The sequence below is a fragment of the Bartonella sp. B1098 genome, assembly GCF_944896145.1.
In the GTDB taxonomy this organism is placed as follows: domain Bacteria; phylum Pseudomonadota; class Alphaproteobacteria; order Rhizobiales; family Rhizobiaceae; genus Bartonella.
In genome coordinates, this window is the sequence record NZ_CALYLP010000003.1 from 661745 (window position 1) to 682793 (window position 21049).

21 protein-coding genes, 1 tRNA gene and 1 pseudogene are annotated in these 21049 nt (G+C 42.7%); 6 read left to right on the top strand and 17 right to left on the bottom strand.

Annotation, left to right across the window (positions count from 1 at the left end; genetic code table 11):
- The 3 genes and pseudogenes from NNJ85_RS07315 (at position 1) to NNJ85_RS07325 (ending at position 4342) form a co-directional block, all read left to right on the top strand.
- A pseudogene (locus tag NNJ85_RS07315) lies at positions 1 to 1201 on the top strand (multidrug effflux MFS transporter).
- A 503-nt stretch (positions 1202 to 1704) separates the two neighbouring features.
- Positions 1705 to 3879, top strand: a complete 2175-nt coding sequence (locus tag NNJ85_RS07320; RefSeq protein ID WP_254474920.1) for an isocitrate/isopropylmalate family dehydrogenase — start codon at positions 1705 to 1707, stop codon at positions 3877 to 3879.
- Between the two features lie 172 nt (positions 3880 to 4051).
- On the top strand, positions 4052 to 4342 hold the full coding sequence (locus tag NNJ85_RS07325) for a hypothetical protein (RefSeq protein ID WP_254474826.1): 291 nt from the start codon (positions 4052 to 4054) through the stop codon (positions 4340 to 4342).
- A gap of 508 nt (positions 4343 to 4850) precedes the next feature.
- Here the strand turns inward: NNJ85_RS07325 and NNJ85_RS09755 are convergent.
- The 11 genes from NNJ85_RS09755 to NNJ85_RS07375 form a co-directional block, all read right to left on the bottom strand.
- Positions 4851 to 5075 carry a hypothetical protein gene (locus NNJ85_RS09755; protein ID WP_371923337.1) on the bottom strand — a complete coding sequence of 75 codons (225 nt, stop codon included), beginning with the start codon at positions 5073 to 5075 and terminating at the stop codon, positions 4851 to 4853.
- Positions 5076 to 5485: 410 nt separating this feature from the next.
- A complete protein-coding gene (locus NNJ85_RS09760) occupies positions 5486 to 5710 on the bottom strand; it encodes a hypothetical protein (RefSeq protein ID WP_371923338.1) in 225 nt (74 codons plus the stop codon).
- Positions 5711 to 6120: 410 nt separating this feature from the next.
- Positions 6121 to 6468, bottom strand: a complete 348-nt coding sequence (locus NNJ85_RS07340) for a helix-turn-helix domain-containing protein (RefSeq protein ID WP_254474828.1) — start codon at positions 6466 to 6468, stop codon at positions 6121 to 6123.
- A 278-nt stretch (positions 6469 to 6746) separates the two neighbouring features.
- On the bottom strand, positions 6747 to 6977 hold the full coding sequence (locus NNJ85_RS09765) for a hypothetical protein (protein WP_371923339.1): 231 nt from the start codon (positions 6975 to 6977) through the stop codon (positions 6747 to 6749).
- A 410-nt stretch (positions 6978 to 7387) separates the two neighbouring features.
- Positions 7388 to 7735, bottom strand: a complete 348-nt coding sequence (locus tag NNJ85_RS07350; protein WP_254474828.1) for a helix-turn-helix domain-containing protein — start codon at positions 7733 to 7735, stop codon at positions 7388 to 7390.
- A 278-nt stretch (positions 7736 to 8013) separates the two neighbouring features.
- Positions 8014 to 8367 carry a helix-turn-helix domain-containing protein gene (locus NNJ85_RS07355; protein ID WP_254474830.1) on the bottom strand — a complete coding sequence of 118 codons (354 nt, stop codon included), beginning with the start codon at positions 8365 to 8367 and terminating at the stop codon, positions 8014 to 8016.
- Between the two features lie 1033 nt (positions 8368 to 9400).
- Entirely contained in the window at positions 9401 to 9625 is a 225-nt protein-coding gene (locus NNJ85_RS07360; protein ID WP_254474832.1) for a hypothetical protein, read from the bottom strand.
- Positions 9626 to 9871: 246 nt separating this feature from the next.
- Positions 9872 to 9997 carry a hypothetical protein gene (locus tag NNJ85_RS09675; protein ID WP_256481095.1) on the bottom strand — a complete coding sequence of 42 codons (126 nt, stop codon included), beginning with the start codon at positions 9995 to 9997 and terminating at the stop codon, positions 9872 to 9874.
- A gap of 276 nt (positions 9998 to 10273) precedes the next feature.
- Positions 10274 to 10420: a hypothetical protein gene (locus NNJ85_RS07365; RefSeq protein ID WP_254474834.1), complete on the bottom strand. Its 147-nt coding sequence runs from the start codon at positions 10418 to 10420 to the stop codon at positions 10274 to 10276.
- Between the two features lie 70 nt (positions 10421 to 10490).
- Positions 10491 to 11786 carry a UDP-N-acetylglucosamine 1-carboxyvinyltransferase gene (gene murA / locus NNJ85_RS07370; RefSeq protein WP_254474836.1) on the bottom strand — a complete coding sequence of 432 codons (1296 nt, stop codon included), beginning with the start codon at positions 11784 to 11786 and terminating at the stop codon, positions 10491 to 10493.
- A gap of 165 nt (positions 11787 to 11951) precedes the next feature.
- On the bottom strand, positions 11952 to 12104 hold the full coding sequence (locus NNJ85_RS07375) for a hypothetical protein (protein WP_254474838.1): 153 nt from the start codon (positions 12102 to 12104) through the stop codon (positions 11952 to 11954).
- Positions 12105 to 12286: 182 nt separating this feature from the next.
- On the opposite strand from NNJ85_RS07375, the gene NNJ85_RS07380 reads away from it, so the two are divergent.
- Positions 12287 to 12361: transfer RNA gene (locus tag NNJ85_RS07380), tRNA-Thr, on the top strand.
- 367 nt (positions 12362 to 12728) lie between these two features.
- Here NNJ85_RS07380 and NNJ85_RS07385 read toward each other — a convergent pair.
- The 4 genes from NNJ85_RS07385 to NNJ85_RS07400 all read right to left on the bottom strand — a co-directional run bounded on the left by NNJ85_RS07385 (position 12729) and on the right by NNJ85_RS07400 (position 16471).
- The gene (locus NNJ85_RS07385; RefSeq protein ID WP_254474841.1) at positions 12729 to 13487 is read right to left on the bottom strand and encodes a YqaJ viral recombinase family protein; all 759 of its coding nucleotides are present in this window, start codon (positions 13485 to 13487) and stop codon (positions 12729 to 12731) included.
- 1773 nt (positions 13488 to 15260) lie between these two features.
- Complete coding sequence (locus NNJ85_RS07390) at positions 15261 to 15449, bottom strand: hypothetical protein (RefSeq protein ID WP_254474843.1); 189 nt, start codon at positions 15447 to 15449, stop codon at positions 15261 to 15263.
- Between the two features lie 2 nt (positions 15450 to 15451).
- A complete protein-coding gene (locus tag NNJ85_RS07395) occupies positions 15452 to 15841 on the bottom strand; it encodes a hypothetical protein (protein ID WP_150222325.1) in 390 nt (129 codons plus the stop codon).
- Between the two features lie 312 nt (positions 15842 to 16153).
- Positions 16154 to 16471, bottom strand: a complete 318-nt coding sequence (locus NNJ85_RS07400; protein ID WP_254474845.1) for a helix-turn-helix domain-containing protein — start codon at positions 16469 to 16471, stop codon at positions 16154 to 16156.
- Between the two features lie 406 nt (positions 16472 to 16877).
- Here NNJ85_RS07400 and NNJ85_RS07405 point away from each other — a divergent pair, with 406 nt between their 5' ends.
- A complete protein-coding gene (locus NNJ85_RS07405) occupies positions 16878 to 17966 on the top strand; it encodes a DUF1376 domain-containing protein (protein ID WP_254474847.1) in 1089 nt (362 codons plus the stop codon).
- Here NNJ85_RS07405 and NNJ85_RS07410 read toward each other — a convergent pair.
- Both NNJ85_RS07410 and NNJ85_RS07415 read right to left on the bottom strand, forming a co-directional pair.
- On the bottom strand, positions 17944 to 18267 hold the full coding sequence (locus tag NNJ85_RS07410; RefSeq protein ID WP_254474848.1) for a hypothetical protein: 324 nt from the start codon (positions 18265 to 18267) through the stop codon (positions 17944 to 17946). The two genes, NNJ85_RS07405 and NNJ85_RS07410, sit on opposite strands and share 23 nt — an antisense overlap.
- 74 nt (positions 18268 to 18341) lie before the next feature.
- The gene (locus NNJ85_RS07415) at positions 18342 to 18638 is read right to left on the bottom strand and encodes a hypothetical protein (RefSeq protein WP_254474849.1); all 297 of its coding nucleotides are present in this window, start codon (positions 18636 to 18638) and stop codon (positions 18342 to 18344) included.
- 8 nt (positions 18639 to 18646) lie between these two features.
- Here NNJ85_RS07415 and NNJ85_RS07420 point away from each other — a divergent pair, with 8 nt between their 5' ends.
- Positions 18647 to 21049, top strand: a complete 2403-nt coding sequence (locus NNJ85_RS07420; RefSeq protein ID WP_254474850.1) for a toprim domain-containing protein — start codon at positions 18647 to 18649, stop codon at positions 21047 to 21049.

The window sequence follows — 21049 nt, forward strand, 5'->3', positions numbered from 1 at the left end:
GTGGATAATAAGCCTTCTTTATTATTTATAATCTCTATTGTATGTTTATCCATCGGTAGTTTAATCTCTACGGATATTTTTTTACCCGCCCTTGGAGATATGCGTCTACCAAGTGAGTGAATCTGAAATTCAAAGTGCGGGCCATTTTTTTACTTGCCTTAGCTGTTGGACAACTGATTTATGGACCGCTTAGTGATAATTTTGGACGCAAAAAGACGCTTTTGTTTGGCTTATTTTTGTGGCTTTTTACCACATTGAGTATAATTTACACCGTTCATATTCAAACTTTTTTTGCACTGCATTTTTTACAAGGTCTTAGGCCGCCTGTTCTGGGATCGTTTTAAGTCGCGCTATTATTAATGATTTGATGGATAAAAAGGCCGCAGGAAGGCTTTATTTGGTTATATTTCCTTTTGTTGGAACATCACCAGCACTTAGCAAAATTAATTGGGGGGGTGTTATTGCAAGTTTTTCATTGGCAAGCCCCTTTTATCTTTTTAAGCCTTTTTATCCTTTCAACCATTTTGCTATGTTATTTTGTCCTAACAGAGACTCTTCTCCCTACCAAACGTCACTCTTTCACGCCTATAGGAGTCCTTAAGGGCAGTTTAGCAGTCCTTAGAAATAAGAAATTTATTTTTTACGCATTAATACCATGTTTTGCTTATGCAACCTATTTTGCTTACATTGTTGAGTCGCCTTTTTTTCTTACAGCTTTGGGCTTACCCAGTAACGATATTGGGTATAGTTACATTGGTGTTTCTTGTATCCTCATGTTTTAGGCAACTTGGTTGCACGAAGATTTCTTAAGCAAGAATCTATGGAACGGACCATTCGACGTGGATATATTATTTTTGTCTTAGGAGGGATATTATTTGCTCTCCAAATCTATGTGAGTCCGTGGCCTCTCGTCACGAGTTTGAGTACCATTTCACTTCTAACTTTTGGCAATGGCTTTTTGTTGCCATGAGGCAACAGCCTTGGCGATTTCCTCGCATCCACGAGCAGCTGGAGCACAGCATCCGGTGTTATGGGCGCTTTACAATTAGGAAGCGCAGCATTAAGCGCTGCAATGATTGGAAAACTATCCGGACATAATCCATGAGGTGTTGCACTTTTATTGGCAATATGTTGTAGCGTGGGTTTTATCATTTATATTCGAAAAGCCAATTATTTTATCACCATAAATCAAGTCAAATAACCAGATTGGGGGGCTATGCTTAAAAATCTTGATGTCACTTTGCGTGATGGAAGAATTTTCTTTTTCACGAGACGAGATCGTTGAACCTCTTAAAAATCTGACAGCGGCTCAAGTTGAATATATTGAAATCAGCTATTTTAAAGGGTCGTTTAAACCCATGGACAATATAGATCAAAAGCATTTATAAATTAAGCGTTGCAAGAGAGTAAAATATCTTTAGAGTCAACTAAAATATTTTTAGCGTTAGAAGAGGGATTTGTCACCCTTTAAACTTTACAATAAAAAGTGCGAGGCATTTAAACGATATGAGCATCGTGTTGTTCTTACACCTAGAAAACCAATGGGAAAGATGGGAAAGTTTTGGCTCTTCTTTTAAAAAGCTCTTTTTTAAAAAAGAGAGAGTTGAAGGAGATGGGCGTTATTATCCGTGAAGTTTGAATGCATATGTGGGAGGTTCATTCTGTTATGACGAATAAAATCATCAACAAATTGAGGGAGGGATGATGAAAAAGAAAGTTCTTGTGCTAGCGGGTGATGATGTGGGACCAGAGCTCTGCGATGCAGCACTGATGGTTTTAGAGCAATTTCAATTACCGATTGAATTCAGTTATGGTGATATTGGTTGGGAATGCTGGAAACAAGACGGAGATCCTATTCCACAAGCGACTTGGCAAAAAATCTCTGAAAGTGACGCTGTTTTACTTGGGATTGTGACAGACAAAGGAAAAGAAGTCGCTTTAAAAGAACTTGCACCGCCTTTAAAAGAGCAAAACCTGAGCGATTTTTCTCCCCTCCTTCAACTTCACCAAAAGTTAAGCTTATTTGCCACGATATGTCCGATAAGATACATCTTTGGTCCGAGAAAGCCTTTTCAGTTTTGTGTGATCAGCGAAAAGAGTGAAGGCCTTTGTGCGGGATTAGATTTTCGAGGGATTACGCCTGAAATGTCCGCTTGGTTAACACATCCCAATTTAGCAAAATATGGTCTTGAAGAAGCAGCGTGGTCCGTTCGTTTGCAAACACGCTTTGGTTTAGAGCGATTATTTGAATACGCTTTTTCTTATGCACGTAACCATGGGTTTGGGCGGGTTACCTTTGCGGATAAACTGAATGTGATGCGAGAAAGTGAACAATTTTCTCAAGAAATTTTTGAAAAAATCGCGCAAAACTATCCAGAAATTGAAGCAGATATTCATGATGTTGATGCAGTGGCGGTACGGATTGCAACAAAGCCAGAACGATTTGGTGTGATTGTTGCTGACAACATGTTTGGCGCCATTCTCTCTGCTCTTGCTGCCGGCGTGATGGGTGGCTTGGGGCTTGCAGCGCATGCCCATGTAGGGGATAAGATGACCTGTTTTCAACCTGCTCATGGAAGCGCACCACACCTTGCTGGACAGAATAAAGCCAATCCTTCTGGGATGTTTTATACTGCGGCTTTACTCTTAGAGCATTTAGGCTTTTACGAGGAAGCACACCAATTATCTCAAAGTGTTGATCACGTTATTCGTACAGGGAAAACGGTCCCCCATGATCTAGGAGGGAGCGCCTCACCCCGTCAAATGGTACAAGCTGTTAGCAATTTTCTTGCAAATCCTGTTTCTTCATATCGTGCTGCGATTATCACGGTTGGTGATGAACTTCTTTCAGGACAATATTTGAATACGAATTTACAAGATTTAAGCCAAAGCTTGGAAAAAAGAAACATTCAAGTCATGCGTCATTTTGTTTGTGCGGATCAATTACAGCCAATCAGTGAGACGATTATTTCTTGTCTTGGACAAGAAGATTTGATTATCATCAGTGGGGGCTTGGGACCGACCTCTGATGATAAGACACGCGATAGCGTTGCTCAAGCTGTAAGACAACCTTTGGTGCATCATGAAGATGTTTGGCACACAGTAAAAGGTCAATTGGAGCGGTTAAAGATTGCGCCAGATAAGAATAATGCGCGTCAAGCCTTATTTCCGGAAACGGCAACAGTGCTTGACAATCCTACGGGCACCGCGCCAGGATTTTATCTTTCTTGTGATGGTAGCGCGCTTGTTGTTTTGCCTGGTCCCCCCTCCCAAGCTCTTGCCCTTTTAGAAGATTATTTACAGCAAAATGAGAAGAAATATTCTTCACTATCGCGTGCAGCGTATGCTTGGACTTTGATTGGAATTGATGAAAGTACCCTTGCGCATTGGGTTGATTGTCATTTTGCACATGCGCCCTTTGAACGCCATTTTTTATGGAAAAGCCCCTATGTTTTGGTGCAATTGGTTGGTCAATCATCCACTCCCTTGGCACAATCTTTAATCGAAGAATTTGAACATCATTTTCGCTCCCATTTGGTTGGCAGAGAAGTAACCACGGCGTGTCAACAACTCGCAAAATATGCACAGGTACATTGGTTGATCGATGATCCACATCTTTTAAAATATTTTCAGACGCCAGAAAAAAGCACCCAAAATATTCTGCAGATTGAAGTTGCAGTGCGCCTCTCTCCTTCCATTGAGGTGTTAGAAAAGCAGCCAGAGAGCCTTGGCCATGCGACCATAACGGTGCAAATGAAAGGATATGATGATGATCATCTGACGTTCCCCTATACACGACCGCTTTTAGGTGTTGTTTTACAAGAATATGCTGCGTGGTTGGTTTTAAAAAGAGTTTTGCGAAGGGAAAACAGCCAATGAGCCGCTCACACTGTTGAAACATTGAAAAGACGCTTGGAGAGAGCGCTCCTTCGAATACAGAAACCACGACGAGAGCGCCCTTTGTTTGATGGAATGCGTTTTCCTCTCACCCAAAGCGTTTTATCTCAAGCCGCCTTTAAGAATAAAGGATAAGAACTTTATGATTTTTTAAATGAAGAGGAAGAGATTTTCTTGGGATATTTCTGCGAGGAAAAGGTCAACACCCGCCGCCACAGCACCCGCCACCACAGCACCTGCCACCACAGCACCCGCCGCCACAGCACCCGCCGCCACAGCACCTGCCACCACAGCACCTGCCACCACAGCACCTGCCACCACAGCACCTGCCACCACAGCACCTGCCACCACAGCACCCGCCACCACAGCACCCGCCACCACAGAACTCTCTTCCTTTAGAAAAAAACTATCGAATAATTTATTATGGAGAAAAAAGACTCTTTAAATTTTTTTACACTCACGAGAAATCAACCAGAAGGCTGTTTTCTAGCGTTCACGGGTCACACCCCCTGACCCATTGCAAGCGGCTTTTTATGTGTATTCCGGGAGTCAAAAACACTGAACCCTAGTCAGCTTTTTTGCTTTTAGTATGTGAACACACCTGGACATGGCAAAAACTCCCAGAATCTCATGTTCCTTATAGACTAACAGATCACTCCCCTTGACCCATTTCAAGTGGCTCTTCATGCGTATTCCGGGAGTCTGAAAGAGCTGAAACTTAACTCAGCCTTTTGCTTTTAGTGCGCGGGGACACACCTGGACAGTGCAAAAGCTCCCGGAATCTCGTGCTCCTTATAAAGGAGGCTCATATCTCTGTTTGGATTTTCAGGCTTTGGATTCCCCCTTAAAACTGCATTGTACAACGAGAGCCCGTGTATACTTATTAGATGTACTTATTCATAAAATCATTTCAAAAGAGCAGTAATAAAATTTAAAGGAGTGTTTTTTATCGCTTAAGAAATCAAACTCAAAATTGCCTTCTGTTGCTTAGGTTTAAGTTCTCTGAAGCTTTTTAACAGGGTATGCTCTTCTTTATTAGCAATTTCATCATAGGATGTATTTTTTTCTTTCGTTGAAATACCGACATAAAAAAAGAAAATAGAAATATCCAAGATATCAGCAATTTCTTGTAAGCGCCCTGCACCAACGCGATTGATAGCTTTTTCATATTTTTGGATTTGTTGGAAGGTGACCCCTAAACGATGCCCTCATTCTTTTTGAGAAATTTTCAACATTTCTCGTCTCAAACGAATTCTTTTGCCTATCAAAATATCGTTAGAATGTGGATTTTTCGCTTTCACTTCAGGTTCCCCCTGACCCATTGCGAGCGCCCTCGCATAAGTATTCCGGGAGTCTGAAAGTACTGAGTTCGAATCAGCTTTTTTTGCTTTTAGTGTGCAAACACACCTGGACATAGCAAAAACTCCCGGAATCCCGGGATTCCCACAAGAGTGGGTTAATTTTATGTATCGAACTTTAGGGCTTTCAGACCCTCTTGGTCGCTGCGTATACGACCAAAGTTACCTTTTAAGCTATAAAGGAATTTCGGAAAATTTACAATAAAATTTAAAGGAGTGTTTTTTATCGCTTAAGGAATCAAACTCAAAATTGCCTTCTGTTGCTTAGGCTTGAGTTCTCTAAAGCTTTTCAACAGGGTATGCTCTTCTTTATTAGCAATTTCATCATAGGATGTATTTTTTTCTTTCGTTGAAATACCGACATAAAAAAAGAAAATAGAAATATCCAAGATATCAGCAATTTCTTGTAAGCGCCCTGCACCAACGCGATTGATAGCTTTTTCATATTTTTGGATTTGTTGGAAGGTGACCCCTAAACGATGCCCTCATTCTTTTTGAGAAATTTTCAACATTTCTCGTCTCAAACGAATTCTTTTGCCTATCAAAATATCGTTAGAATGTGGATTTTTCGCTTTCACTTCAGGTTCCCCCTGACCCATTGCGAGCGCCCTCGCATAAGTATTCCGGGAGTCTGAAAGTACTGAGTTCGAATCAGCTTTTTTTGCTTTTAGTGTGCAAACACACCTGGACATAGCAAAAACTCCCGGAATCCCGGGATTCCCACAAGAGTGGGTTAATTTTATGTATCGAACTTTAGGGCTTTCAGACCCTCTTGGTCGCTGCGTATACGACCAAAGTTACCTTTTAAGCTATAAAGGAATTTCGGAAAATTTACAATAAAATTTAAAGGAGTGTTTTTTATCGCTTAAGGAATCAAACTCAAAATTGCCTTCTGTTGCTTAGGCTTGAGTTCTCTAAAGCTTTTCAACAGGGTATGCTCTTCTTTATTAGCAATTTCATCATAGGATGTATTTTTTTCTTTCGTTGAAATACCGACATAAAAAAAGAAAATAGAAATATCCAAGATATCAGCAATTTCTTGTAAGCGCCCTGCACCAACGCGATTGATAGCTTTTTCATATTTTTGGATTTGTTGGAAGGTGACCCCTAAACGATGCCCTAATTCTTTTTGAGAAATTTTCAACATTTCTCGTCTCAAACGAATTCTTTTGCCTATCAAAATATCGTTAAAATGTGGATTTTTCGCTTTCACTTCAGGTTCCCCTCCGGTTGCGAGCGCCCTCGCATAAGTATTCCGGGAGTCTGAAAGTACTGACCTCGAATCAGCTTTTTTGCTTTTAGTGCGCGGACACACCTGGACATAGCAAAAACTCCCGGAATCCCGGGAATCCCACAAGAGTGGGTTAATTTTATGTATCGAGGTTTCGGGCTTTCAGTTCCCTATTGGTCGTCGCGTATACAACCAAACTCACAAGGTCTATTGATAAAGGAATTTCGGAAAATTTACAATAAAATTTAAAGGTGTGATTTTTACCTTTCAGAAATCAAACTCAAAATTGCCTTCTGTTGCTTAGGTTTAAGTTCTCTAAAGCTTTTCAACAGGGTATGCTCTTCTTTATTAGCAATTTCATCATAGGATGTATTTTTTTCTTTCGTTGAAATACCGACATAAAAAAAGAAAATAGAAATATCCAAGATATCAGCAATTTCTTGTAAGCGCCCTGCACCAACGCGATTGATAGCTTTTTCATATTTTTGGATTTGTTGGAAGGTGACCCCTAAACGATGCCCTCATTCTTTTTGAGAAATTTTCAACATTTCTCGTCTCAAACGAATTCTTTTGCCTATCAAAATATCGTTAGAATGTGGATTTTTCGCTTTCACTTCAGGTTCCCCCTGACCCATTGCGAGCGCCCTCGCATAAGTATTCCGGGAGTCTGAAAGTACTGAGTTCGAATCAGCTTTTTTTGCTTTTAGTGTGCAAACACACCTGGACATAGCAAAAACTCCCGGAATCCCGGGATTCCCACAAGAGTGGGTTAATTTTATGTATCGAACTTTAGGGCTTTCAGACCCTCTTGGTCGCTGCGTATACGACCAAAGTTACCTTTTAAGCTATAAAGGAATTTCGGAAAATTTACAATAAAATTTAAAGGAGTGTTTTTTATCGCTTAAGGAATCAAACTCAAAATTGCCTTCTGTTGCTTAGGCTTGAGTTCTCTAAAGCTTTTCAACAGGGTATGCTCTTCTTTATTAGCAATTTCATCATAGGATGTATTTTTTTCTTTCGTTGAAATACCGACATAAAAAAAGAAAATAGAAATATCCAAGATATCAGCAATTTCTTGTAAGCGCCCTGCACCAACGCGATTGATAGCTTTTTCATATTTTTGGATTTGTTGGAAGGTGACCCCTAAACGATGCCCTAATTCTTTTTGAGAAATTTTCAACATTTCTCGTCTCAAACGAATTCTTTTGCCTATCAAAATATCGTTAAAATGTGGATTTTTCGCTTTCACTTCAGGTTCCCCTCCGGTTGCGAGCGCCCTCGCATAAGTATTCCGGGAGTCTGAAAGTACTGACCTCGAATCAGCTTTTTTGCTTTTAGTGCGCGGACACACCTGGACATAGCAAAAACTCCCGGAATCCCGGGAATCCCACAAGAGTGGGTTAATTTTATGTATCGAGGTTTCGGGCTTTCAGTTCCCTATTGGTCGTCGCGTATACAACCAAACTCACAAGGTCTATTGATAAAGGAATTTCGGAAAATTTACAATAAAATTTAAAGGTGTGATTTTTACCTTTCAGAAATCAAACTCAAAATTGCCTTCTGTTGCTTAGGTTTAAGTTCTCTAAAGCTTTTCAACAGGGTATGCTCTTCTTTATTAGCAATTTCATCATAGGATGTATTTTTTTCTTTCGTTGAAATACCGACATAAAAAAAGAAAATAGAAATATCCAAGATATCAGCAATTTCTTGTAAGCGCCCTGCACCAACGCGATTGATAGCTTTTTCATATTTTTGGATTTGTTGGAAGGTGACCCCTAAACGATGCCCTAATTCTTTTTGAGAAATTTTCAACATTTCTCGTCTCAAACGAATTCTTTTGCCTATCAAAATATCGTTAAAATGTGGATTTTTCGCTTTCACTTCAGGTTCCCCTCCGGTTGCGAGCGCCCTCGCATAAGTATTCCGGGAGTCAAAAACACTGAATCCGAGTCAGCTTTTTTGCTTTTAGTGTGTGGACACACCTGGACATAGCAAAATCTCCCGGAATTCCGGGACACCCACAAGAGTAGGTTCATTTTTACGCTCGGATTTTAGGGGTTTTTGAATCCCTCTTGGTCGTTGCGTCTACGACCAAAGTTACCTTTTAAGCTATAAAGGAATTTCGGAAAATTTACAATAAAATTTAAAGGAGTGTTTTTTATCGCTTAAGAAATCAAACTCAAAATTGCCTTCTGTTTTTTTAGGAGAGATCTGTCACACGCTTATGCGCACTCTCCCAAACCATAAGGGAAAACCAGCAATTGATTGAGAAAACGAATAATCCTTGAGATCAAGCCTCCTAAAAATACACCTAAAAACATGCCTGAACGCATGTCCCCAAACAACCCCCGTACGAGATTTTCCATGCTCTTGGGATAAGATCACGCCGTTATCCGTTGAGTTTTGGCACCACATCGGATTTTCTTTTAATCTCTAAAAATCCACAATAAAAAACGTCACCTCTCTCTAAGAACACGCATCCTCTCACTTTTGAATAAAATGGACTTGAAGGCTTCTTTAAAAAGTCATCAGCTACCCCAAATTTCACATACAAAAGAAAGTAAACAAAAACAACGTCTTCGTCCTAACACCATCCCCCTCCAAAGCATCTCCTAAAAATACACCTAAAAACATGCCTTAACACATGCTCCCTCAAACAACAGCTTACAGCATTCATCAGAGAAACAAAAAGCGCACAAATCAAGAACCATCACCCCCCCTACACTGCTCCATGAGAGACATCGCTTATCTACTACTCATAGTGCTTTATCTGCATCCCCATGCACAATACCACTCTTTCTCAGCTTTTAAAGAATGAAGCTACTTTGTTGGTATGACCATCTTTTATCGGTTTTCCTATAGGCTTTTCATGTTCATTTTTTCATCTGTTAAAGAGATTACTCCGCCATTTTCATCAATCCCAATGTCCAAGATTTATGGTAGAATGACGTGGATTGCGAGGTTCTGAAGGATTACAATCCGGATGCTTGTCATTGACAATACACCATTCTATATATGCAGGGTCGTTCTGCAAATCTTCTTCGACAACTTTATTCCCCGCATCTGCTCTCGTTTGAGAAAGTTCATTTTGATAATACCCCATCATAGTCAATAGCAAGCTTAATAATTTCAAAGTCATTTTAATTTCCTAATACTTATTAAGTTCATAAAAATAAGTTATATTAATACTATATTTTAAATTAAAGTAAACAATAAATATTAAGAAAAATTACTATCATTTTGATATATACTTTTAAATACTTTTCTAATGAATGATAATATAAAGAACACAAATAAGAAGCAATTCAGTCTTATAATTCTGATCGCAAATCCGCTCTGCTATCTTCTCATTTTATTATAATATCCTGGTTGTATGAGATATTTTTCAATCGGGGCATTCGCATTCATACTGAAAACCTTTATGACTCAAATCCATATCATAAAAGCTTGTCATACGACATTCTAACAGTACTTTTCTGACCTCAAGTTTATCTGCTTGTGGTTTTTTCACATATTCCTTTTTTCACACATTCAAAGTCAAGAATAAATCAGAAAATATCCAGCAATACTTGATCAAACTATGAAATTCAATAATTTCAAACTTTTTTTTCATTTTTCTCTCTTTCAATGGATTTATTTACGATAAAACAACGCGGAAGTTTATTTTTATCCCTTTTTTTAAGATAGTTTAAAACTGAAATGTCAGATGAAAGAGATTATTTCTCCCAGATAAACAAAAACAAGCATGTGTAGATTAAAAATGGTATCGAATTGTACATAAAAAAAATCAACAAGCCCTGTTTTTTGCAGAACCTTCAGCACTGTTGTCAGATGATAAGGATTGGCATTTTTCAAAAAAGACATCTCCTCCCGCCATCACCACCTCATCTGTTCTACGGGGGCCGCCATCACCACCTCTAACAATACACCCCAAAACATGCCTGAACGATGCCTGAACGCATGCCCTCCCCCAAAACAGTCTTCAGAGTATATCTTGGACAGATTCACGCCGTTATTCGTTGAATTTTAGCACCACATCGGGCTAATTTTTCTTCCAACCTCTCAAAGCCACGATCAAGATGGTAAACACGATTAACGATTGTTTCGCCCTTTGCAGCCAATGCTGCAATCACCAGAGAGACAGAAGCCCGCAAATCGGTTGCCATCACGGGGGCGCCTTGCAACTTCTCCTTTCCATAGACCGTTGCCGTCTCACCATCGAGTTTTATCTCTGCCCCTAACCGGTTGAGTTCTTGAACATGCATAAAACGATTTTCAAAAATCGTCTCCGTAATATGGGAGATTCCTTCAGCCCGTGTCATCAACGCCATAAACTGCGCTTGAAGATCGGTTGGGAAAGCAGGATATGGTCCTGTTTTAATATCAACGGGCATAATTTTTGTGTTTTTTGGATTTCGCTTCACGTGAATTCCTTGAGGTTCTATTTGAATCTCAAGCCCTGTTTTTTGCAAAACCTTCAGCACTGTTGTCAGATGATTAGGGTTGGCATTTTTCAGAAAGACATCTCCGCCCACTATTGCCACAGCCATTGCATATGTTCCCGCTTCAATTCGATCTGCAATAACGCGTATTCTTGTTCCTTTGAGTTTTTTCACCCCTTCAACGGTAAGCGTCGTTGTACCTTCACCCGTTATTTGAGCGCCCATGGCATTCAAGGTTCGAATAAGATTTGTGACTTCTGGTTCACACGCCGCATTCTTAAGAGTGGTTGTTCCCTTTGCCATTGTCGCCGCCATCAGCAACACATGGGTTCCCCCAACCGTGACTTTAGGAAAACGGTAATGCGCCCCTTTTAATCCCTTTGGTGCTTTTGCATGAACATATCCATTTTCGATAGCAATATGAGCACCTAAACTTTTTAGTCCTTCGAGGATAAAATCCACGGGTCTTGTTCCAATAGCACACCCCCCAGGCAGCGAAACATAAGCCTCCAAGCATCGAGCAAGCAGTGGTCCAATCACCCAAAAGCTTGCGCGCATTTTTCTCACCAATTCGTAAGACGCCCGTGTTGTGGCTATTTTTTGCGCGGTAAAGTGAATGGTTCTTGAATTGGTCCCATCATCATGAAACTCTTGTCCATCAACGGCATATCCCACCCCATGATTATTAAGAATACGAATAAGCAATTCAACATCAGCAAGATGCGGAATATTTTCTAGCGTGAGCGTTTCTTCTGTCAACAATGACGCAATCATAAGAGGCAATGCAGCATTTTTTGCCCCTGAAATCGGAATTGTCCCTTTAAGTTTTTCCCCACCAACAATTTGAATAGCATCCATCGTGTTTTCCCTCTTTTCCTTTGCGCCACCTCTTCCAAAGGTTTTTCTCCTTTTGAAAAGTTATGCTTTATTGATCGTTTTTTTAAAACGCCTTCTAACGATGAGAACAAATAATTGAGACGTTTGGTTGCAAAGATGCCTTAAAAAAAACATTTTTTTTGCATTTTAGAGCTCTTCTTGGGCTCTTTTTCGACTTTGCTCTTTTCGACGTTTTAAGTTTTGTCGCAATTGCTGCGCCAATCTTTCTTGACGTCGTTTTGCTTTTTCCTCTTGATGATTTATTTCATTGTGCTTTTGTTTTTGATGCATCTGTGTCATTGCGCAACCTTTTAAACAGTGTTGAGCTTCTATCCAATCAACTCACGGCTTTTTAAAAAATGTTTAAGAGTATAAGAACACACTTGTCATGACATAAGATACGTTTTCTTGCAAGAATATACAAATGTTCTCTTGCCTATTTTCTGACAATATGGCACAAGACAGCGCAACGATTGAAAACGGCTGCGGTAGCTCAGTGGTAGAGCACTCCCTTGGTAAGGGAGAGGTCGAGAGTTCAATCCTCTCTCGCAGCACCATTTTATTCTTCTTTTTCCTCTCTCTTTCTTGTCTCTATAAACCTTCCCTTATCGGCTCAACAATCCCCCCCAACACAGCTCTCCACAATAAACGAAACGAAAACACAACACCCTCCCTTCTCTCCCCCGTGAAAAAACACGTGAACCTTCAACTTGAATCTTCACGGGGAAACTTCCCATGCCCCTCAAACCCGCAACACAAAAGCGGACAAAACCGCCCCCCATCTCCTCTTTCACTGTCCCAACATCTCACCTCCAAAGTACGTCCTCCACTTGACATCCTCCCTCAAACATCGCTCCCACTTCCCCAAGCAATACTTTTCACGCTAAATCTCTGATGCCCCCTTTTCCCTTAAAACTTACCTTTTTACAGAATTTTCTCCCCAATCAACGCTGTACAAGATCCCTTTCTTTCCCGTTTTACTCTTGTTTTTCCTCTCAACAGACGCTTTGTCTTCAACTTTTTTCCTTCCCCCTCTTTCAAAGCACTGTCTGTTCTTATGCTAAAGCCTGTCTCGAAACATTTAATATGCTGGACCATCTTCTCCAAAGCCTCATTAAAACGATAAATTTCAATTTCAAGCTTGCTGATATAGGCTTCATCACGATAAGCGCGTTTAATCAAAGGAGGCATATCTGGCCAATAGAGCATCAAATCCACCCATTCGCGTTGCGAAATCCATAAGCCTCCCTGACATTGTGCTTTATGTTCTGCTGGAAATTTTTTTTGCGCAAAATGAGGAATTAAAATTTCAGGTTTTTTTGTTTTAATTTCCAATAATCCATTTTTTCCCACAAAAGCATCAGGAGAAAATCCTTTTCTGCGATCATCGGCTAAAACAAAGCCAATACATTCCGGTTCTGTCTGTGTCAGTTTTCCATAAAGCTGTCGTGCGCTTGGTTCTAATTCTGTCCCACGTCGCTGAGAAAGTGTTATCCCTTCCTCAACGGTTTTTCCGGTCATTCTTTCTCCTGCCAATTTCATCATGACACTATAATAGCGTGATGTTTTTTGTCCCTGTTTTTTTTCTGCCATAACCATCTCAAACAGAGAAGCTGTAATCAAACCATTGCGCACTTTTTGCCATTCCTCTGTTCCCTGAATACAATCGATAATAATTGGCATGTTTTCCCCCCTTTATCTGGCTCTTTTTTTGACACTATATCCTCTTTGCAAGATGCTCTTTGAAACATCACATTTTATGATCCCCCACGCACAACAGACGCCTCCTCCTTCCCTCCAACTGCACAAACGCTTCACACACCCTCTTGTCTCTCTCTCCATACTAGCGCCCCCTATCGGCTCCCTCTCTCCCAAACAGCCCTCCCCCAAACAGCCCCTAAAAATGAATGAAAGGAAAGCACCCCCTTTTCCCCCGTGAAAAAACACCTATCCCGTCAATTATCCGTCAACTGACCTACCAGGGGGGAATCTCTCACTGTACCCCTCACACACACGATACAAAAGCGGACAAAACCGCCCCCATCTCCTCTCTCACATCCCTAACATCTTCCCCCAACTGCACAAACGCTTCACACACCCTCTTGTCTCTCTCTCCATACTAGCGCCCCCTATCGGCTCTCTCTCCCAAACAGCCCTCCCCCAAACAGCGCCTAGAAATGAATGAAAGGAAAGCCCCCCTTTCCCCCGTGAAAAAACACCTATCCCGTCAATTATCCGTCAACTGACCTACCATGGGGGAATCTCTCACTGTACCCCTCACACACACGATACAAAAGCAGACAAAACCGCCCCCCATCTCCTCTCTCACATCCCTAACATCTTCCCCCAACTGCACAAACGCTTCCACACCCTCTTGTCTCTCTCTCCATACTAGCGCCCCCTATCGGCTCTCTCTCCCAAACAGCCCTCCCCCAAACAGCCCCTAAAAATGAATGAAAGGAAAGCCCCCCTTTCCCCCGTGAAAAAACACCTATCCCGTCAATTATCCGTCAACTGACCTACCATGGGGGGGAATCTCTCACTGTACCCCTCACACACACGATACAAAAGCGGACAAAACCGCCCCCGGTCTCCTCTCTCACATCCCTAACATCTTCCCCCAATTGACTTTCTTATCTCTTGCTTGTGAAAAATCTTCCGCCATCTCCCTCAAGCAATATTTGCGACGGCTCAGCCTCTGATGCTCCTTTCAACACCCACGCCCCCTTAAAACTGCCTTTTTATGAAATTTCCCTCCCTTATCAACACTGTACAAAACTCCCTTCTTCCCCCCGCGCCTACGTCCTTAGATTCCCCCCAACACCGTCCACCATCTTCCCCACGCAACACTTCTCACGCTAAGCCTCTGATGCTCCTTTCAACATCCACGCCCCCTTAAAACTGCCTTTTTATGAAATTTCCCTCCCTTATCAACACTGTACAAAACTCTCTTCTTCCCCCGCGCCTACGTCCTTAGATTCCCCCCCAACACCGTCCACCATCTTCCCCACGCAACACTTCTCACGCTAAGCCTCTGATGCTCCTTTCAACATCCACATTCCGCCTTGAACTTACCTTTTATAGAATTTTTGCCCTCATCAACTCTGTACGGCCTCCTCTTCTGCCTCTCTCACACTTCATTGTCCAGAAGACGCTTTGCATATCCCACTAAGCTTTCTGCCTTTTGCGACATCTTTTTCATTTTCTTACTCTCCCAAAATCAAGCAACTGTGCGCCAACCTTTCCCCCTCACGCGCCGCCCACCCCTTTCCCCTTTTCTCCATACAGGCGCCCCCTATCGGCTCCCTCTCTCCCAAACAGCGCCTCCCCCCAAACAGCCCCTAGAAATGAATGAAAGGAAAGCCCTCCCTTTCCCCCCGTGAAAAAACACTGGAGGCCTTTACCTTGCCCATCAATGATCTATCTCATGGGAGGAAAGAGTTTTTTTCCATGCTGCTATTGCACAACAGAAAAATCATGGTAGCAATATTCTTCCTCCAAGTTTTTTGCCATCGACAGAGCCTCCTCTTGCGATATAAAAAGAACAGCATTGTGTTTTTGTGGTTCAAGTCTGATTAAATTTCGAGTCTTTCCAGCATAATAAAGTGGAAAGCCTCGATAAAAAGTTTTGAGATAACTTGGCATGATTACCACCAATAATCTGACAAGACATCACAAGGGCGTAAACGATGCTGTTTTTCATAAGAGCCATAGAGATTATCTTCATAATCGCGTGCCACTCTTTCATCTAAACAGGTATGATAGGCTTCACTATTCAAAATGAAGGGCTGCAAGTGTGTATTTTCTTCGTTTATTTCATAATTTTCAACATAACAATCAGCGATTTGTTCGGTCACATCTTCAGCATGATTTGTTGTAAGATCAAATCGTAAAACTTTATAAACAGTTTCAGATTCTTCAATCAGTTCGAGTACTTCTTCGATTTCCTCGATAGGTCCTTCATAGCTATCTGGCTTTTCATCTTCGCAGAGAATGATAATGATTTCATCCTCTTTAACGAATGGAATATTTTTCATGATTTTCCCCCTTTAGACAGTTGATAAAGCAGAGCTTCATCTTGACAAGATCAAATATAGCGTTAGTCTTATCTCCTCTATAGGAGAGATGTCAAGCATTTTATCCTTCATAAAAGATATATTTTAAGTCTTTGCGGGGTTCAAATGACATATATAAATAAAGATCTGTTATTCCTTATTCCCCTCATGTTCTTTTGTTGTTCTCTATTTGTTCTCACTCAATTGCAATGTAAATACACAGGAGAGATAAAATGAGTGATATAGTATTAATAGAATACTGGAATCGTCTTGATTCAAAGGCACAAAAGGAACTTATTTTGAAGCTTCGCCAATGGGTCTCCGCAGAAGAGTCAAAATTGCCTGTCTCTCTTCAGGAGAGAGCTTTGAAATAAGCTCTATAAATTCTTTATCTTCAGGACTAGCCTGCTTACCGTAAAGAATATAATTCATACTGATATCAATTTCGTGACAAATTCGCGAGAGAGATTCGATTGTTGGTTCTTTTCCTTCAGAAAGGATCGAGTGAAGATAGCCGGCACCTTTACCGGCAGCGAGGGAGATAGATCTTTTTGAACGCCCACTTTTTTCCAAAGCGGCCCTCAATCTTTTACGCCAACCATCGATATTCATAATTTCACCATATAGCGCGTCTTTTAAAAAAAACACGTCCTTTTTTACAAAATGGGCTTGCAATATCCTCTAAAAGAGATAAAATTAAGGGGACAAATTTTACTTTTTAGGGGGAAATAAAAAATCATTTTTTGCTCATAAAAACACTTTCACCATACCATGTGATACAAAAAATCACCTGCAAAATCAGATACATTGAGAATGTGTTATCCTTTTTATTTTTTCCATCATTATAATCTCAAGTTTTAAGTTTTCATGCCCTTCAAGCACAGACACTCATTGCTAAACATCATAAAGAAGCCCCTTAGTCGTTATTGAACAGAGCCAAACGCCACATAAGCTAAATTTCTGTTTGCACTTTTATCGTCAATGAAACTGTATAAGAAAGAAGAAAGTAGATTGCCATATGAAACACGCTGATCAACAAGAAACTCCTCACTATGAATCGTCTAGGCTTCCATATGTTTGTTGGTACCAAAATGACTTTCTAGGCGGTGTTCGTGGCATGCGAGCACACGAGATTGGAATTTATACGATTCTTCTCAATGAAATGTATGCACGTGGTCGTCCTCTAGAAATATCGGAAGAACGTTTAGCGCGTCTTTGCGGTTGTGACAAGCGAACTTTTGTTAATGTTTTAGGCATGCTGATCCGAGAGGGTAAGATTTTAAATTTAGCCAATGGTTTATGGAATGCGCGTTGCGAAAATGTTTTTCAAGAGCGTGAAAAATTGCTGGAACAAAAATCCTTTGCGGGTCGTTCTTCGGCAAAAAAGCGCAAGAAAATCAATGCTGAGATTCAACAACCGCTTCACGCGCGAACAAAAGATGATCAACAAAGTTTAGAAGCTCAAAAGGTAGAAGAAGAAAAGGAAACACCTAACGGTGTTTTTGAAAAGAATAGGGTATTTGATGAGAAAGAACCTGCCCTTTCCAGCCAAGAGAGCTTTGAGCAAAGCGCACCACCTCCCAGATTAGCGCTTTCTTCCTCACCAAACTCCGCCTCACTAGCTGCCTCCTCACCGGCAGAAACAAAGCATGAAAACGGCACCGCCACCGCTCTCCAAGCAGGGGCGCGAGAGACTCCTTTCACAGTAATTGTCCCAAAGAAAAATACAAAAAAACCCGCCAATTGTGTGTCCTCGAGCTTTTCAACATCGCCTTCGTCGCCTTGTTCCAACAAAAAAACCACCCCCTCCAGCCTTGTCAAAGGACACCGTCTTCCTGAAACTTGGCAAGCAGACATCAAGGCAGCAATTTCAGAAGGCTTAAGTGAGAGCCAAGCCCACTGGCAAGCCAAGAAGTTTCGCGACTACTGGCAAGCCAAGAGTGGCAAAGAAGCCCTCAAAGTAGATTGGCAAGCCACATGGCGCAACTGGTATCGCCGTGAGATCGAACGGTTAGAACAGCAAAAACAGGAAAGCGTCTCACCGCGCCCTTCTGAGAGCGACGAGAACCTTTACCGCAGTCTGATCAACTATAGCAACGATTGTTGACATCACATGGCCCAACCATTTTTTCATACAAGCAAACGCGGGGGCACCAATGTTTCAAAACCATAAACAAAACACTATCCGGCAAAACAACTCTGAACACAACAACGAGCACCCAAACAACACTCATCCAAACAACAGGCAAAGCAGCCACCATAAAACGCATCACCATCCCCCACACGGCTCTCATCATAACAGCCCATGCCCCACACGCCTCATCTTTTCCACGCAAAAGAATACAACACCCGCAAGCCACCGCCTCTTCTCTTTCACACACACGCCTTGTCCCACCGCCCCCCGGCAAGAGCACCCCTTGCCACACAAGCAAACAGACAGCAACGCAGCCGCTTTAGAAGGCTCAAACAACGCACCAATCCTTCAAGCAACACCCGCAAGCCACCGCCCCTTCTCTTTCACACACACGCCTTGTCCCACCGCCCCCCGGCAAGAGCACCCCTTGCCACACAAGCAAACAGACAGCAACGCAGCCGCTTTAGAAGGCCTGAGTAAAAGCCAAGCCCATTGGCAAAGCAAAAGGTTTGGCAATGACGAGCCAACCAAGAAGCGATAAAAAAGCCCACAAAGCCCATTGGCAAGCACCATAGCGCTATGGATTTCGCCACGAAATTGAATGGCGAGAACAACAAAATAGAATCCCAAAACCCATAAGATCACGCATGACCATGAGCACAATTTTTGAAATCAAACAAAAACTTATCGCCCAAGCTGATCGGATAGCAGAAATGCTTCTTCCCCAAGGGCACAAACGCGGCAACCATTGGATTGTTGGCAACACACGCGGGGAGCCCGGTCAAAGTTTATCGATTTGCTTAAACGGCAGTAAAGCAGGGCTTTGGTATGATTTTGCAGAAGGTATCGGAGGCGATATTTTAGACCTTTGGTGTGAAGTCAAAGGCATTAACCTCTCTCAAGTACTCGAAGAAGCACGCGCAGCTCTCAATCTCACACGCCCCAAACCTTTTATGGCTCCCCAACGTTCCTACCACCGTCCCCCGGTTCCTAAAGGGCACCCCCCACAAAATCGCGTAAAAAACTATCTCCACAAAGAACGCCATATCCCTCTAGAGATTATCAAGCGCTACCGCATAGGAGAAGAGGGTGAAAAAATCATTTTCCCCTTTTATAAACCCGATGGCACCCTTGCTTTAGTCAAAGAACGGCTTGCACAAGCAGGTGCCAAAACAAAACCCACAGCAGCCCAATGTGAACCGATTTTATTTGGTTGGCAAGCCCTTTACCCTACGGACCACAGCGCCACGCACACCTCTCAGCCCGCACCCACAGCCCACAGCGCCACGCACACCTCTCAGCCCGAACCCACAGCCCACAGCGCCACGCACACCTCTCAGCCCGCACCCACAGCCCACAGCGCCACGCACACCTCTCAGCCCGAACCCACAGCCCACAGCACCACGCACACCTCTCAGCCCGCACCCACAACCCACAGCACCACGCACACCTCTCAGCCCGTACCCACAGCCCACGCCACCACACAAACCTCTCAGCCCGTACCCACAACCCACAGCACCACGCACACCTCTCAGCCCGTACCCACAACCCACAGCACCACGCACACCTCTGAACCCGTACCCACAACCCACAGCACCACGCACACCTCTCAGCCCGTACCCACAACCCACAGCACCACGCACACCTCTGAACCCGCACCCACAACCCACAGCGCCACACACACCTCTCAGCCCGCACCCACAACCCACAGCACCACGCACACCTCTCAGCCCGTACCCACAACCCACAGCACCACGCACACCTCTCAGCCCGTACCCACAACCCACAGCACCACGCAGATGCCTCAGCATGCGTCCATAGACCACGCGTTGTTTCCCACGCTTTCTTCAACAAACCGAATAATTGTCATCACGGAAGGAGAAATTGATGCGCTTTCGCTCGCCGCCTATGGCTATCCAGCGGTCTCTGTCCCGTTTGGCGGTGGAAGAGGAGGCAAGCACAATTGGATTGAAAATGAATTTGATCATTTAGAAGCGTTTGAAACCATTTTTTTAGCCACCGATATGGACCAGCCCGGAGAAGAAGCCGCTCATGAAATTGCCAGCAGGCTTGGGCGTCACCGTTGCTACCGGGTTCGCTTACCCCGCAAAGATGCCAATGAATGTTTAACCGCGAGGATTGATGCTGCCACCATAAAAGCGGCTTTTGCTTGCGCCAAAAGCTTTGCCCCAGAAGGCTTACGACGCGCCTCAGACTATAAAGATCAAGTGATTGGGCTTTTTTGGCCAGAGCCTGAAAAACACCTTGGCTATACGGTTCCCTATCCTAAACTTAAAGGTAAATTGCATTTTCGCCCCGCAGAATTAACGCTGTGGAGCGGCGCCAGTGGTACAGGCAAAAGCCAATTATTGTCTGACTGTATTCCCCATTGGATTGCGCAAAACAGTCGCCTTTGCTTAGCCTCTTTAGAGATGAAAGGAGAACAATCGCTTCGGCGTTTAACCAAACAAACGAGCGGCTTAGAAAAGCCTACAAAAGAGACCATTGAACGCATTTTGCATTTTTTAGACGATGGGCTTATTCTTTATGAACATGTTGGCAAATCGAGTGTTGACACCTTACTTGATGTCTTTGACTATTGTCGTGCACGCTATGGGTGCGATCAATTTATTATCGACAGTCTCATGCGGCTTGGCATTGCCTCTGATGATTATGCCGGACAAGAACAAGCGGTTTATAAAATGGTGGATTGGGCTGTTTTAAACACTGTGCATATTCATCTTGTCGCCCATGCCCGCAAAGGAGGGCTGGATAAAGATATCCCCGGAACAGAAGATATTAAAGGCGCCTCAGAAATTGGAGCGAATGCTTTTAACATTATCACCATTTGGCGCAATCGGTCGTTAGAAGATAAAATTTTTGCCGCCTCTCTGGCGCAAGAAAAAGCCGATTTAGTCAAACGCCCCGGTGTCATTATGAATATTGCCAAACAACGTTCTGGCGATTTTGAAGGCAAAATCGGTCTCTGGTTTGACCCCCAAACCTACCGCTATCGCTGTTCTTTTGAACAATCTTGTCCGCGGCGTTATCTTTAA